The organism is uncultured Cohaesibacter sp., assembly GCF_963556055.3.
GTDB lineage: Bacteria > Pseudomonadota > Alphaproteobacteria > Rhizobiales > Cohaesibacteraceae > Cohaesibacter.
On the sequence record NZ_CAUVYE020000013.1, the window covers coordinates 645,215 to 660,519 of the forward strand.

Here is a 15,305-nt window from a genome sequence, read left to right on the forward strand (position 1 = left end):
CCTTAGGCGACGTCGATAACATCCGGGATTGCAACTTCGGTCTGAGTGCTGGCTATCCAGCCCCCACCCCAAAGCTGGGCTTCCTTTTCCGTGCTTTCATAGAACACGCAAGCCTGCCCCGGCGCGACGCCTTCCTCTCCATCCAGCAATTCCACCTCGAAACTGCCGTCCGCCATTATGTGCAAAAGTGCCGCTTTTGGGGGACGGGTCGAACGCACCTTGGCATAGATCTCAAGGCCCGTCTCAGGAAATTCGGCGACCACTTGCGGCCCAAGCCAGTTGACATCGCGCAGCTTGAGCCGTTTGGTCACCAACGCCTCACGCGGCCCCACGATCACGTGTTTCTTTTCAGGGTCCAGCTTGACGACATAGAGCGGAGCCCCACCATAGGAGACGCCAAGCCCGCGACGCTGTCCAACCGTATAGTGAATGATGCCCTTGTGATCGCCCAGCAGCGTCCCGTCGACATGAACGATCTTGCCCGGCTCTGCCGCGCCCGGATGCAGCATTTCGATGATGTCGGTATATTTGCCCGTTGGCACGAAACAGATATCCTGACTGTCCTTCTTGTCTGCAACCATCAACCCCAGCTCACGCGCCAGCGCCCGCGCCTCGGGTTTTGGCATGCCTCCCAGAGGAAAACGCAGAAAATCAATCTGCTCTTGAGTGGTCGCGAACAGGAAATAGGTCTGGTCCCGATCCTCGTCCGAGGGGCGGAACAGAACTCGGCGGTTGCCCACCAGCTTGGAGGAAATATAGTGCCCTGTCGCCATGCAGTCGGCACCGAAATCCTTGGCCGCCTCAAGAAGATCCTCGAATTTGACCGTCTGGTTGCAGGTCACGCAAGGCACAGGCGTCTCGCCAGAAAGATAGCTCTCGGCAAACCGATCAATCACCGCTTCCTTGAAACGGCTTTCATAATCCAGCACATAATGGGGAATGCCGAGATGTTCAGCCACCCGTCGCGCATCCTGAATATCCTGCCCCGCGCAGCAGGCACCTACCCGATGCATGGCCTTGCCATGATCATAAAGCTGCATGGTCACACCAATGACATCATAGCCCTGATGTTTCAAAAGCGCCGCAGTGACGGACGAATCCACACCACCTGACATGGCAACAACAACACGGGTGTCTTCGGGGCGACCAGGCAAATCGAGACTATTCATCATCAATCGATCCATTCTATCATTTCTCGGCAGCAAGCTCTGGTCCTGCTTGTTGAGCCGCCGACACTAGTTTAGGCCCTTATATAGCGACTTTACACAATTTGAAAAGGCCAAATTGGCATGGGGTCCGAATTGCGTACCCGGCATTTTTTTCCAATCACGGCAATAATTGACCTGCATGTGATCAGGAGCATCCAGAAAAACCGGCTGATTTCCGCCATTTCGAGCCAGACACAAAGCGAAAAAAATCTGGCACATTTCTTGAATACATATGCCTGACAATGCGTAATGAGGTTGGGTATGGCTGCTCAGTATTCTGTTTTGCTAAACACGGTTTCTGCTCCGGCAGCGTCGAGCGTAAATTCGACGAAAAGCTCCACATCTTTGACGAGTTCCTCCGGCTCGGCATCCGCTTTCGAACGCCAACTGGCCAACGAAAACCGCAAAAATGCATCATCCAAAGATGTAGCCAATTCCTCGGACAGCACAAAGACCAGAAAACCTGAGGCTGAGCAGGCTGCAAACAAGCCATCATCCGAGGCGCAAAATGCGTCATCAAGCGAGGCACCAGCACCGGAAGATGCGTCTTCTGATGTCAAGCCCGCAGTTGAAAACAGAAACGACACGCAAGCGAACGCAGATACAGCCAACAGCGAAGCGGCCAACTCAGCAGAACAGGGCGTTGATCCGTCTGCCGAGACTCAACAGCAAGTCATCTCGCAGCCACAAGGCACCCCTGTCCCACCAGAACAGAATACGGCCGATGCAACCTCTTCTGATAATGGAGAGGAAACTCCGGACACGACCGACAACGACGCCCCCCTCACCGTGGCTGAAGGGCTCATCACCCAAACGCTCATGGCACCTGTAGTTCCTGCCCAGAGATCGACCTCAGAACCCGTGGCTGTCGCGCAAGGCGAAACAACCACGCAGGTACAGCAAGTGGCAGGCCTTTCAGGATCCGGCACGGCTGCTCCTGCGCCAACAGTTCCGGAAGTGCCAACCGAGGGCCTTGCTCAGAAAGCCAGTCAGGCAGCCAGTCAGACAGTGGGTCAAGCAAGCGCACAACAGGGACCTGTTGAGCCTGTCCAACCAACTCAGAATGCTGTTCTCCCCGCCAGCCCGATCGCAGCAGGCGAACAGGCTCCCGCGCTCGGTGAACAGCAGGGAACGTCATCAACGGACACCTCCCAGCAGCAGGCGAATGTCCAGTCGGCACAGGTCTCCGAGATCAGCCAGTCCGTGTCGACATCAAGTGCATCACCTGACGCATCACAGATCTCAGCGACCAGCAATGCACAGGTTGAACCAGCACCTGTCGCAACGACCAATCAGGGCCAGACACAGGCACAAAGCCAGATACCCGCCAGCAGCGACGACATTCCCATGGCTGGCAAACTCACAGGCGCTCCGGCACAGCAACAGACCCCACAAGCTGCCAGCGCAGAGATCTCTGGCGGCACCAGCCAGGTAGCTGCCCAGTCTGTTGCAAGTGAGGAAACCGCTACGGCTGCACCGACCGAGAAACTCGTTCAGGGACAAACCTTGAGTGAGACGGGCAAACAACCGGCAGCAGAACAGACGGCCCAGATCAAGGAAACCGTAAAAACTGCAAAGGCCGAAAATGGCCAGCAGCAGACGACTGCCGTCAATGCGACCGGCAACACATCCAAAGCGCAGAATTCCGAAGTGGATCCGACCACCCAGCCAGTTGATCCGCTTCTGCAAACCAAGGATGGAACAGTTGACAAGTCGACCAAATCCTCAGTCGCACAAACCGGATCAACGACTGAGACAACAGATGTCCTTGCCAACAACGCCAAAAGCGCAGATGCATCTCCGGCTGAAGCCAAGGCGACAGTCAGCCGCGCACCCAAAGGGGATGCCTTTTCCAAAATGATGGCCCTTGGCGAAGGACAACCCATAAAATCCGGTACAGATACGATTGCCGACGATATGTCGCAGACAAGCACAGCCGCAGCAGCCCTTTCGCCACAAAGCTCAACCATCAGCCTGACGGGAGTTGAGACCTTGGCCAGAACCGGCCAGATGCCACATCAAATGAGCCTTGCCAATTCAGGTGCCATTGCCGCCGAGATCTCGAAATTCGCCCAGAAGGGTGAAACGCGCTTTGAAATTCGACTGGATCCGCCGGAGCTCGGCAAGATCGATGTCCGCCTGACGGTCGGTTCGGATGGCCAAACCCGTGCTCACTTGATTGTCGAACGCTCCGAGACCCTTGATCTTTTGACAAGGGACCAGCGGTTCCTTGAAAGAAGCCTCCAGCAAAATGGCGTCAATCTCGAAAATCAGGGTCTGGAATACTCCCTGATGGATCAGGGAAACCAAGGCTGGCAGATGGCGGACCAGGATAACAGCTTTTTCGAACAGGAAAGCCGTGAAAGCACGATAGACACTGAAGAAGAGATCGCGGTCAATGCGCCCAGCCAGGCCAGCAGAATGAACCAGTATTCCGCCACGGGCGGATTAAATCTTGTAATTTGAGTTTGAGACCGGAGACCTGACCATGACATCAATCGGTTCCATTACATCACAGACGGCCAGCAGCTCCGCTGCGGACAAGACCGGTCTCATCCAGAATTACGAGACATTTCTCACCGTGCTGATGACCCAGCTTCAACATCAGGATCCGATGGAGCCGATGGATTCGGGTGAATTCACCCAGCAATTGGTCCAGTTTTCCAGTGTCGAGCAGCAAATCAAATCAAACGAACAGCTGGAGAGTCTGGCTGAAATGATGACTGCGTCCAATGCGCTGAGCGTTCTCAACTTCGTTGGCACGACCGTAACCATCGACGGGTCTCAGGCTTATCTGGACAAATTCAATGACACGTCCTACAGCTTCACCGCAGAAACCGAAGGCACGGCAGATATTTATATCACCAATGCGGACGGAACCGTTGTATATGCCCAGTCCGACTATGCTTTCTCAAGCGGCGAACAGACTTTCTCGTGGGATGGAGCAGACGAGTCCGGTAACCGCATGGCATCGGGTACCTACACGATAAACTTCGACGCCAAGGATATGGATGGAAACGCCATGACCCTGTCAACAGACACATCGGGCGTCGTGACAGATGTGGACCTTTCCTCTACGGTTCCCCTGCTGATGGTCAACGGCCAATCGATCCAGACCTCCCAGATCAAGTCCGTAGGCATTGAAGCCGCCTCCTGAACCGGAGGACCCGCTTCGGTCTTCCCGCCTCAACTCCGGGACGAAAAGGCAAGCAATCCCTAGCAAAAACATTCTCAAACCCGAATGTTACGATAGAGCTCGCAGTCCTTTCAGGTAAAAGAAAAACATACTCTTGCAAAGTGCGAGTATATCGCCTGCGCAACAAAAAATTTACCTTATCGTAAGAAATGAGAACGGCATCACGCCCCCGTCAAACCTCATCGCCTTTCCGGAAATGCGAAAATTGACGCATATTGATAAAAACTATTACTAAACTCTATCCAGTGGCTTAGCTCTTTTTTAAAGGCATTGTCTTATGCTCTTCCGTGATGAGGTCAGGTTGAGTGTGAGAGTACAATGACCGATCAAATACGTGCTAGAGTAAAATATGTCATCGGTCCCGATGGGAGCCCTTTGACAGTGGCTGATTTGCCTCCCGCCAATACCAGACGGTGGGTAATCAGACGCAAAGCCGAAGTTGTTGCCGCCGTTCGCGGTGGTCTGCTTAGCCTTGAAGAGGCGTGCCAGAAATATGCTTTGACAGTTGAGGAATTCCTTAGCTGGCAGGCTTCCATCGATCAGCATGGATTGGCAGGTCTAAGGGCAACGCGGGTTCAGCAATACCGGTAAAATTTTGCAGAGAGCTTCAGCTCGCTGTAACAATTCAGAAAAGGTCGAGAGAATCTCTCGACCTTTTTATTTTTATACTGCAAATCTACTCGACAAATTTACGTATCGAAGCATTGAGCACAACTACTTAATTTATTTGGAATTTTGCCTTCCAAACATTTCTGCTTCGAAATCCCACAGCAAAAATAGACATAATTTCGACTTTTTTGACAAATTCGGCACTGAATTACAGTCGCATTTTGCATTGTTAACCATTCGTTAACCAAACTCTTAACATCTTGTTAACCATCTCCTAGGAAAATATTGCCTAGCGATTTGGAGCAAGCCTGAAAGACAAGGGCAAAGAAAAATAAGGGCAAGAATGTGAACGGCTTAATCGAATTTTTTCAAGACGCTTGGTCCGGCCCGCTTAGCAGCGATGGGTGTTGTCACAGCCGTTTTGATCGGTTTCTTTGCCTTCATCATGATGCGCATGACCGAACCAGTATTGGCCCCTCTTTACACCGATCTCTCTTTTGAGGATTCCATACAGATCACCAAACTGCTCGAAGCGCAGAATATCAAACATGAGGTCCGCGACGAGGGTGCAGCCATCCTTGCCCCGAAGGACCAGATCCTGAAATTGCGCATGCAGCTTGCCGAAAGCGGCCTGCCGACCGGTGGCAATGTCGGCTATGAGATTTTCGACAAGAGCGAGACCCTTGGCACCACAAGCTTTGTGCAGAATGTGAACCACCTGCGCGCTCTTGAAGGAGAATTGTCCCGCTCCATCCGCACCATTCGCAATGTCAGACTGGCAAGGGTTCATCTGGTTCTGCCCAAGCATGAGCTGTTCAAGCGCGACTCCAAGGACCCATCGGCCTCTATCGCGGTCAAGCTTCAGGGCAATCTGAGCACCACGCAAATTCAGGCCATCCAGCATCTGGTTGCCTCTGCTGTCGAAGGTCTTCATCCAGAAAGCGTGACGATCATCGACGAACGCGGCCGTCTTCTGGCCTCTGGACGCGGCGACGACGAGAACTACATGTCGGCCCACATGGAAGAACGCGAAGTTCAGCTCGAAAATCGGCTACGCGATCAGGTTGATGAAATCGTCTCCTCTATCGTAGGACAAGGCAGAGCCCGCATTGAAGTCGCGGCCGAGATGAATTTCAACAAGATAACGGAAACCTCCGACACCTTTGACCCCGACGGACAGGTTGTGCGTTCGACCCAGACGCGCAATCAGGCCTCCAACAGTCAGGAAAGAGAAGGCAACGAAGGCGTAACGGTTGGCAACGAACTTCCCGACGCCAACGCCCAGCAGCAGCCTTTACCCGGCACCCAGGAAAAGTCTGATACCACCGAAGAACTGATCAACTATGAAATCTCCAGGAAAACCACGACAGAGGTTTTCCAGGGTGGCCGCATTTCAAGACTGTCCGTTGCTGTACTTGTCGATGGGACATACGAACAGAATGATGCCGGTGAGTTGGTCTACAAACCGCGCACGCCTCAGGAGCTGGAGCAAATTGCGACGCTGGTTCGCTCTGCCGTTGGATATGATCAGACCCGCGGTGACAAGATCGAAGTCATCAACCTTCAGTTCGCAGAAGGACCGCAGACCATATTCGATGACGAGGGTGACGCTCTCTTTGCATTTACCAAAGATGACTATCTGCGCTTTACCGAGCTCGGCGTCATGTTCATTATGACTCTGCTCGTATTGTTGATGGTTGTGCGCCCGTTGATGAAACGCATGTTCGAAAAGGCAGAAGACAAGGACGACGATCACGAGATCATCATCGGCCCGGACGGCAAGCCCATGATCAAGACAGAAACTGGCGAGCTGATCCCTGCACCGGCAGGCGCAGAAGATATCAAGCATCCGACTATGCAAGCAATTGAGAATGCCCAGCTACAGGGAGCCCTACAGGCCGATACCCTGATCAAGGTTGGTGAACTCGTCAAGGAAAACCCGGAAGAAGCAGCCAAGATTGTCCGTCTCTGGCTTAGTGACGCAGCGTGAGGTAACCCATGGCCCCGAACACAGCCATCGCCAATTTTGAACGAAGCAATGCAACGGTTTCTTCCGAACATGAAGAACGCGAGTTGAGCGGCGCCGAGAAGGCTTCCATAATCCTTTTGGCTTTGGGTGATGAGCATGGTGGCCCGATCTGGAGCCGAATGGACGACATCGAGATCAAGCAGGTTTCCATTGCCATGTCCAAACTGGGAGGCATCACGCCAAACATGCTGGACAATCTCATCGTGGATTTTGTTGCGCGCCTCTCTTCCAAGGGAGCGGTCAACGGCAACTTCGATTCAACAGAACGTTTGCTACTGTCCTTCCTGCCACAAGAACGCGTCAACGCGATCATGGAGGAAATTCGCGGCCCTGCGGGTCGGAACATGTGGGAGAAGCTTTCCAATGTTCAGGAGAATGTACTGGCCAACTATCTGAAGAACGAATATCCACAGACGGTTGCGGTTGTGCTTTCCAAGATCAAGTCCGATCATGCCGCTCGCGTGCTTTCCATCATGCCGGAAGATTTCGGTCTGGAAGTCATCAACCGGATGCTATCGATGGAAGCGGTTCAGAAAGAGGTTCTCGAGAAGGTCGAACAGACCTTGCGTGTCGAGTTCATGTCGAACCTTTCCACCACTCAGCGCCGCGATGCCCATGAGGTCATGGCCGATATCTTCAACAATTTCGACAGACAGACCGAAGCCCGCTTGCTCGCCGCCCTGGAAGAGGAAAACAGGGAATCGGCCGAGCGCATCAAACAATTGATGTTCACCTTCGAGGATCTGAGCAAACTCGATGCGACAGGCGTTCAGGCTCTTTTGCAGAATATCGAGAAGGATGTTCTGGGATTGGCGCTCAAGGGAGCCAACGAAACCATCAGAACCCTGTTCTTCGACAACATGTCCCAGCGTGCCGGCGCCATGCTTCAGGAAGATATGGAGAGCATGGGCCCTGTCCGTCTGCGCGACGTCGACGAAGCACAAGGCGCAATGGTCAATATGGCCAAGGATCTTGCCGCTCGTGGCGAAATCATGATCGCAAAAGGCAACAGCGAAGACGAACTGATCTACTAAGTCAATCTGCAACCCGAACACACCAAGACCCGGCAAGACAGAAACAAACCGGCCATGACCCAGGCCAAATGAACAAGCAGCTCATCAAATAGCAGATGGGCTTTGTGGAAGAAACCATGTCTGAGGCAGCTCGCTATCTTTTTGACCTAGATTTTTCCGCTCCACCGGAGCCGGAAATCGAGGAAAAGATCGAAGAAATTCCGCCAGAACCGATGATCACGGTTGCTGAGCACGAGCGCCTGCTTGCTCAAGCCAAACAAGAAGCATTTACCGCCGGAACAGAGAAGGCTCTCAATGAGCGCGAGCAACTTGCCAGCGAGCAGAATCTGGCACTTCAGCAGAAAATGCTCGACGATGTCACAATGATCTATGCAGAAGTCAAAACCCTCATGCAAAGGCTCGAAAGGGATGCCAGCAAACTGGCCTTCACCTTTGCCTCCCGGTTCGCAGAGAAATTGGTGGCAAAAGAACCGAAAACTGAAATTCTCGCGTTGCTGAACCAGATACTGGGTCCCTTGCGCCAGACGCCTCACATCTCGATTCGTCTCAATGACGCTGTGGCCGAAGAGGTCAAGGCCAAGGTCGACGAGCAAATGAGTGAACTCGGCTTCACCGGCAAGCTGACCATTCTGCCAGATCCCGTCATCATGCCCGGTGACTGCGAAGTCGAATGGGTCGACGGTGGCATTGGTCGCAACATGCGCAGCGCCATCCGTCAGGTCGAACAACTGCTTGAAGACCATTTCTCCCATGTCCCCGAAGACGAAGCGGCAGACGAAGACGAGACCGGGGATCCGCAAGATGGGGATCCGCAAGAATCAGACACAGCAGAAGCCGAAACCCCGGAAGCGGACGCCCCGGAGGAAAAAGCGACTGAAGCTGATGCACCAGAACGAGAAGAAATGTCCGGGCAGGAAGCCAGTGAACAGACAATCGATCCGGACCCCGAACAGCAATTGAAAGCACTTCAAGAGGATGGCAAGGAAGCCGTTCATCAGAAAGACGAACAGCCAGCATCCAGGACATTCCCATCCAGTGCGGAGAGCAAGGCGGCAGCCGCCCCCGCAACAATCGGAGATAATGAATGAGCGACAATGAGCAAAATGACAGCCTGTCCTTACAGGAACAAAATGCACAGGCTGTCGTCAATGCAGGCATGGAAGGGTCTGAGAACAGCCCTAAAAATGCCGCCGATCTGGAAGCCGTTTTTGATGTTCCCGTTCGTGTATCAGCCATATTGGGACGCGCCAAGATGCCGGTAAGCGATCTTCTCAATCTCGATGTCGGCAATGTTCTGGAGCTGGACCGAAAGGTCGGTGAAGCTGTCGATATCTATGTCAACTCCCGTCTTGTTGCCCGAGGCGAAGTCGTTCTTGTCGAAGACAAGCTCGGTGTGACAATGACCGAGATCATCAAATCAGAAAAATAGGTTGGGAGAGAAAAAATGCGCCTACTCATTACCGGAACACTCAATGGCCAGCTTTCCCTAGCAACAAAAATTGCATTGGATCGTGGTGCCCAGGTCTCTCACGCGGAAACCACCGAAATGGCTCTCACCCACTTGCGCGCCGGACGAGGTGCAGACCTTATGATGGTTGATGTCAAGCTCGACATTGCCAAACTCATCAGAGCGCTGGAAGAAGAGCATATCACGATGCCGGTCGTGGCATGCGGGATCGAAAATGACGCCCGTGCAGCGGTGAATGCCATCCGGGCCGGGGCCAAGGAATATATTCCCCTGCCACCTGATCCCGATGTCATCGCGGCTGTTCTGGAAGCCGTCTCGAGAGATCAGGGAGACCTGCTCTATCGCGACCCGGCCATGAGCAATGTCGTGCAATTGGCCAACCAGATTGCACCAAGTGACGCCTCGGTTCTAATCACCGGAGAAAGCGGCACCGGCAAGGAAGTGCTGGCTCGCCATCTGCATGGCCACTCCCGTCGCGCCGCTCATCCCTTTGTTTCGGTCAACTGCGCTGCAATTCCCGACAATCTCCTTGAATCCGAGCTTTTCGGTCACGAGAAAGGAGCCTTCACCGGTGCTGTTGCCCGTCGCGTCGGCAAGTTTGAAGAAGCCAATGGCGGCACCTTGCTACTCGATGAAATCTCGGAAATGGACATTCGCCTGCAAGCCAAACTGCTGCGCGCCATTCAGGAACGTGTCATTGATCGTGTTGGCGGCACCAAGCCGGTGAATGTCGATATCCGCATTCTTGCCACGTCAAACCGCAATCTGGCTGATGAAGTTCGCGCCGGAACATTCCGCGAGGATTTGCTGTTCCGCCTCAACGTCATCAACCTCAATATTCCGCCACTTCGCGAACGCCCTCAGGATATTGACCTGCTGGCGGCTCACTTTGCCGACAAATATGCGCAAGCCAACGGCCTGCCACAGCGCAAGCTGAGCGCAGAATGCTATCGCCATCTGCATGCCAACAACTGGCAAGGAAACGTGCGCGAGCTGGAAAACACGATCCATCGCGCTGTGCTTCTCGCAACCGGTGTTGAAATCGGAGCCGAAGCGTTGCGCATGCCGGACGGAAGCCGGATGGACGAGACGATTGTCGGCATGGCAGCCGGCCCGGCAGCACAGGCCGTGATCGCCGCCGAAGGCGTCACCCGCTCACTGGTCGGGCGGACAGTCTCGGAAGTCGAGCAGGATCTTATCCTCGATACGCTGGACCATTGTCTTGGCAACCGGACCCATGCAGCCAACATTCTGGGGATCTCGATCCGCACCCTCCGTAACAAGCTCAAGCAATATTCCGACGAAGGCGTGGATATCCCCCAGCCGGGAGAAGCGCGCATAGCGGGATAGGATTAACCCGCTTTGGAATTAGCGGGAATCGAGAGATAAGAGAAACAACGCCACTCTTTGATGGAACCAGAGCATGAGTGATGCAGACGCAACAATGACACCAGAAGCCGCCAAGGGTGAGGCACCGGCTGCCTCGAGTGGTCCTTCTGTGTTTGACCAGTTGGGAAACGTCATCTCCTTCTTGCGACATGGAGATCTCGGCCTGGCAATTGGCGTCATGACCATTCTGGTGGTCATGATCCTTCCCTTGCCATCCGCTTTCATGGATCTGTTCCTCGCCATTTCCATCATCTTTTCGGTGCTCATTCTGATGACGTCTCTGTTCATCCGGGCACCGCTGGAATTCTCGTCATTCCCGACCATCCTGCTGATTTCGACCATGTTGCGACTGGCCTTGAACCTTGCATCGACGCGCCTCATTCTGGCCAATGGCCATGAAGGCACGGGCGCTGCCGGTAACGTCATCGAAGCCTTTGGCAACTTCGTGACCCGTGGCAATTTCGTCATTGGCGTGATCGTGTTCGCCATTCTGGTCACCGTGAACTTCGTCGTCATCACCAAGGGTTCTGGCCGAATTGCGGAAGTCGCAGCCCGCTTCACTCTCGATGCCATGCCTGGCAAACAGATGGCGATTGACGCCGACCTCTCCGCCGGTCTCATCAACGAGGAAGAAGCCAAGAAACGCAGGAAAGATCTTGCTGATGAAAGCACCTTCTTCGGTGCCATGGATGGTGCCAGCAAATTCGTGCGCGGAGATGCCATCGCAGGCCTCATCATCACCTTCATCAACGTGCTTGGTGGCATCATTATTGGCGTTGCGCAAATGGATATGGCCATTGGCGACGCGGCCCAGTCCTATACACTATTGACTATTGGTGACGGCCTTGTCTCCCAGATTCCTGCCCTGATCGTATCCACTGCGGCAGGTATCCTCGTCTCCAAGGCGGGCGTGTCCGGCTCCGCCGACAAGGCCATGGTCGGACAGCTTTCCGGATATCCCAAAGCTCTTGGCATGTCTTCAGCCGTCATGGTCGTCATGGCTTTCCTGCCCGGCATGCCCCTGATCCCGTTTCTCAGCCTAGGTGCTGGCGCGGGTTACTTTGCCTACAAGGCAGGCAGGCAACAGAAGCAGGATGCGCTCCAGAAAGTCATCGAGCAAAAGCAGAAGGAATTGCAGGAAGCAGAACCGCCCAAGGAAGAAACCATTTCCGAAGTGCTCAAGATGGACGAGCTGCGCCTCGAACTTGGCTATGGTCTCATCAGCATGGCCAACGGCAACGCATCCCAGGCCCTGACCGATCAGATCAAGGCTCTGAGGCGGCAACTGGCCGCAGAAATGGGCTTCATCATGCCCGCTGTGCGGATCATGGACAACGTCCAGCTGCAAGCCAACGATTATGTTCTGAAAGTCAAGGAAGTGGAAGTGGGCCGCGGTGTCGTTTATCCGAACCAGTTCATGACCATGGATCCGACAGGCTCGGACATAACCCTGCCAGGGATCAAGACAACCGAGCCGACCTTTGGTCTTCCGGCAACCTGGATCGATGGCTCCCTGCGTGAGGAAGCCGCTATTCTGGGCCTGACTGTCGTCGATCCGGCAACCGTCATCTCGACCCATCTGACCGAAATCATCAAGGCCAACATGGGTGAATTGCTCTCCTACGCCGTCGTTCAGGGACTTCTGGACGAATTGCCGAAGGAACAGAAAAAACTCATCGAGGATATCGTTCCGGGTCAGATCACGATCTCCGGCATCCAGAGGGTTCTCCAGTCTCTTCTCGAAGAACGCATTTCCATCCGCGACCTGTCTGCCATTCTCGAAGGAATCGCGGACGCTTCCGGCTTCACTCGCTCGATCCAGAGCATGACCGAGCATGTGAGAGCACGCCTGTCACTGCAAATCTGCGCCAGCCATCAGGCACCGGGTGGCTACTTGCCGATCCTGACGCTCTCGCCAAAATGGGAAAGGGAATTCTCAGGATCTCTCGTTGGCGATGGCGACGACAAGCAATTGGCCATGGCCCCAAGTAAATTGCAGGAATTTGTCGGGCTGGTCCGTGATGGCTTTGAGGATGCCGCCCAGGTCGGAGAAATTCCGGTTCTGCTGACATCTCCGGGCATCAGGCCCTATGTCCGCTCGATCATCGAACGCTTCAGGGCTCACACAACCGTGCTCAGCCAGAATGAGATTCACACAAGAGTGCGGCTGAAAACGGTCGGTTCGATCTAGATGAATTTCGGAAATAGTTAAGGATCAAGGCAAAGGCAGTCGCTTCGCCATTTCAGACGACTTTTCCCACCCCAGACTTTCATAAAGAGGGGCGCCTTGATCGCTTGCATGCAATATCGCATGACCCAAACCTCGACGCGAGAATTCCTGCTCGGCCAAAAGCACCAGTTCACGCGCTATTCCAGCGCGCCTATAGCCGGGTTCAACATATAAATTCATGATGAGCCCACGTCGCTCACTCTCCGGATGGGCAGGCCCCGGAGCCCAGTCGATTTCGGTCAGCCCGATTCCGGCAACCACTTTTCCTTCTTGTTCCACGATGAAGCCATAATAGCGACCATCTTCAAGGCGGAGCTTCAGCCACGATCTGAAAGGGGCTTCACTTCTCAGAAGCTGTTCTTCATCGACGGATCCCATTTCAACGAACATCGCGTGACGATGCCCACAGACACAGTCCAGATCATTCCCGTCAACAGGGCGCACGTGACGCATTTTTACTGATTCTACCTCTTGTTCACGATCACCGCAGCCAAAACGGACGTCAGAGTCGCACCGGCATAGAACCAGATCCCCGGCAGGGCCGTTGCTGTTGCCAGGCCGCTTGTCTTGGCTGAAAAAATCACCAGAGCGACCAGCAGCACGTCCATCATGGACCATTTGCTCGCAAGGCTGAGCAAGGCCAAAGATCGGCTTTTCTTGCCCCGATAGATGGCGATATGGAGCAGCAGAATCTTCGAGGCTGGAAACAGAATGGAAAAAGCCACGACTATGCCGGTCAGGACAAACTGCTGTTCAAGCCACAAGCCCATGACGATCGACATCAAGGACGGAGTTTCAGTAAAGAACAACAACCGGTCCAGAGACACCAGAGGCAATGTAATACCAAGCCCGAAGGAAAATGCGGCAAAGGCAACAAGGATGGGCAGAAGAAAAGAAGTCACAATAGCAATCCCGATCCGGTCCACAAGAGCATGAGCGCTCCCGGCTCACGGTCTATATATAAGCGCTGCAATTTTGCTTGCCAGATCTTTTACCTGATCCCAATCGGTAAATTCAATTTGAGCGTTAGGATCTGTCGGACCCTTTGTGATCGTCATGATAAGACGAATCATCGTCCGGCTGAACCAATCATAACTGGGATAATCCACTCTTCCGCCAACAGCGGTGACGATATCTGGCGTCACCGAATGCAGCTTGACCCATTTTTGCAAATAGAGGCTATTTTCCAGCAGCCGTTTTGCAGGCTTTCGAGCGGTCAGACTGACAGAAATCAGGACCAGACGCCTGCCTTGAAGCTGGTTTTTGTGTTTTTTCAGAAACTCATCGGCCGCCCTGAGGTGGCGACCATAACGGATCGCAGCAACAACCACGACAACTTGCGCTGACCCCAAGACATAATCGGACGTCATGCCCTCGCCAAGATCCGTAACCATGACATCCGCGCCGTCACGATCCAGAAATTCGTCGAGAGCCAGAGCGATTTTTCTGGCCTGCCCGTCGCGGCTTGCAAAAAAGAGTGCAATATCTGCCATGTCCCATCCATTGAAAGACTTGATCTCAAGGATTGACGATACAGCACCGCGAAGATCATGACCACATACAAACGCCCGCGACAAATTCGCAAAGGCGCCAAGCGCATGCTCCTCGCTACTTTGCGAAAAGCAGGCCTTCTACGTGTCATCTAAAAGAGCGAGTTGCATGGCGACGGTATCAGAAAGCGTAAAAACGATGCAGACTCAATCAGAACGAAGCAAGGCAATCAGCCGTTTCGATGGCGACCGATCATAGAGAAATCGTCAAGCTCGTCCTGTTCCGCCATTTCCTTGGCAGCGAATTCACGCTGTTGGTCGCGCTCTTCCAGCATCTCGACTTTTTTCATCTCACCAATGGCTTCGCGCAATTGGTCTTGCGCCCGCTCCAACTGCTCATTCAGATCGTCAATGGAGACCTGTAAATTTTCCTTGCGCTGAATGGCGGCCTTGGCAAAAGTGGGATAGGCGAAATGAGCGATGTCACTGATTCCGGCCTTTTCCTCCTCGATCGCGATTTGCGCATCGAGATCCCGGATCATGCCCTCAAACTCGGTGACCATCAATTCGATTTGTCCCACCTGACGCCGTTTCTCATCAACTTGGAACCGTTTCAGACGGATCAGACTTTCACGCGACTTCATTACTCAAC

At 53.8% G+C, this 15,305-nt stretch carries 14 protein-coding genes; 9 read left to right on the forward strand and 5 right to left on the reverse strand.

Translation table 11 applies throughout. From position 1 onward, the window contains the following. Positions 1-2: 2 nt before the first annotated feature. Complete coding sequence (gene mnmA / locus ACHZB8_RS11620) at positions 3-1,175, reverse strand: tRNA 2-thiouridine(34) synthase MnmA (protein ID WP_316860768.1); 1,173 nt, start codon at positions 1,173-1,175, stop codon at positions 3-5. Between the two features lie 294 nt (positions 1,176-1,469). Here mnmA and ACHZB8_RS11625 point away from each other — a divergent pair, with 294 nt between their 5' ends. The 9 genes from ACHZB8_RS11625 to flhA all read left to right on the forward strand — a co-directional run bounded on the left by ACHZB8_RS11625 (position 1,470) and on the right by flhA (position 13,124). Continuing rightward, complete coding sequence (locus ACHZB8_RS11625) at positions 1,470-3,674, forward strand: flagellar hook-length control protein FliK (RefSeq protein WP_316860506.1); 2,205 nt, start codon at positions 1,470-1,472, stop codon at positions 3,672-3,674. 22 nt (positions 3,675-3,696) lie between these two features. Further along, positions 3,697-4,365 (forward strand): flagellar hook capping FlgD N-terminal domain-containing protein, encoded by a 669-nt coding sequence (locus ACHZB8_RS11630; RefSeq protein WP_316860508.1) that lies wholly within the window; start codon positions 3,697-3,699, stop codon positions 4,363-4,365. Between the two features lie 357 nt (positions 4,366-4,722). Beyond that, positions 4,723-4,995 carry a DUF1153 domain-containing protein gene (locus ACHZB8_RS11635; RefSeq protein WP_316860509.1) on the forward strand — a complete coding sequence of 91 codons (273 nt, stop codon included), beginning with the start codon at positions 4,723-4,725 and terminating at the stop codon, positions 4,993-4,995. Between the two features lie 418 nt (positions 4,996-5,413). After that, a complete protein-coding gene (gene fliF / locus ACHZB8_RS11640; protein WP_316860510.1) occupies positions 5,414-7,003 on the forward strand; it encodes a flagellar basal-body MS-ring/collar protein FliF in 1,590 nt (529 codons plus the stop codon). A gap of 8 nt (positions 7,004-7,011) precedes the next feature. Next, a complete protein-coding gene (gene fliG / locus ACHZB8_RS11645) occupies positions 7,012-8,076 on the forward strand; it encodes a flagellar motor switch protein FliG (RefSeq protein ID WP_316860512.1) in 1,065 nt (354 codons plus the stop codon). Between the two features lie 116 nt (positions 8,077-8,192). Beyond that, positions 8,193-9,164 (forward strand): FliH/SctL family protein, encoded by a 972-nt coding sequence (locus ACHZB8_RS11650; RefSeq protein WP_316860513.1) that lies wholly within the window; start codon positions 8,193-8,195, stop codon positions 9,162-9,164. Beyond that, positions 9,161-9,505: a flagellar motor switch protein FliN gene (fliN, locus tag ACHZB8_RS11655; RefSeq protein ID WP_316860516.1), complete on the forward strand. Its 345-nt coding sequence runs from the start codon at positions 9,161-9,163 to the stop codon at positions 9,503-9,505. The genes ACHZB8_RS11650 and fliN overlap by 4 nt, the downstream gene beginning before the upstream one ends. A 15-nt stretch (positions 9,506-9,520) precedes the next feature. Then, a complete protein-coding gene (locus ACHZB8_RS11660; RefSeq protein ID WP_316860518.1) occupies positions 9,521-10,894 on the forward strand; it encodes a sigma-54 dependent transcriptional regulator in 1,374 nt (457 codons plus the stop codon). Between the two features lie 73 nt (positions 10,895-10,967). Then, complete coding sequence (gene flhA / locus ACHZB8_RS11665; RefSeq protein ID WP_316860519.1) at positions 10,968-13,124, forward strand: flagellar biosynthesis protein FlhA; 2,157 nt, start codon at positions 10,968-10,970, stop codon at positions 13,122-13,124. Positions 13,125-13,148: 24 nt separating this feature from the next. Here flhA and ACHZB8_RS11670 read toward each other — a convergent pair whose 3' ends face one another. The 4 genes from ACHZB8_RS11670 to fliJ form a co-directional block, all read right to left on the reverse strand. Continuing rightward, a complete protein-coding gene (locus ACHZB8_RS11670; RefSeq protein WP_316860520.1) occupies positions 13,149-13,616 on the reverse strand; it encodes a GNAT family N-acetyltransferase in 468 nt (155 codons plus the stop codon). An 11-nt stretch (positions 13,617-13,627) separates the two neighbouring features. After that, positions 13,628-14,065 (reverse strand): paraquat-inducible protein A, encoded by a 438-nt coding sequence (locus ACHZB8_RS11675; RefSeq protein ID WP_316860521.1) that lies wholly within the window; start codon positions 14,063-14,065, stop codon positions 13,628-13,630. A gap of 45 nt (positions 14,066-14,110) precedes the next feature. Beyond that, positions 14,111-14,656, reverse strand: a complete 546-nt coding sequence (gene hemG / locus ACHZB8_RS11680) for a menaquinone-dependent protoporphyrinogen IX dehydrogenase (RefSeq protein ID WP_316860523.1) — start codon at positions 14,654-14,656, stop codon at positions 14,111-14,113. A gap of 227 nt (positions 14,657-14,883) precedes the next feature. Continuing rightward, on the reverse strand, positions 14,884-15,297 hold the full coding sequence (fliJ, locus tag ACHZB8_RS11685) for a flagellar export protein FliJ (protein WP_316860525.1): 414 nt from the start codon (positions 15,295-15,297) through the stop codon (positions 14,884-14,886). Between the last annotated feature and the right edge of the window lie 8 nt (positions 15,298-15,305).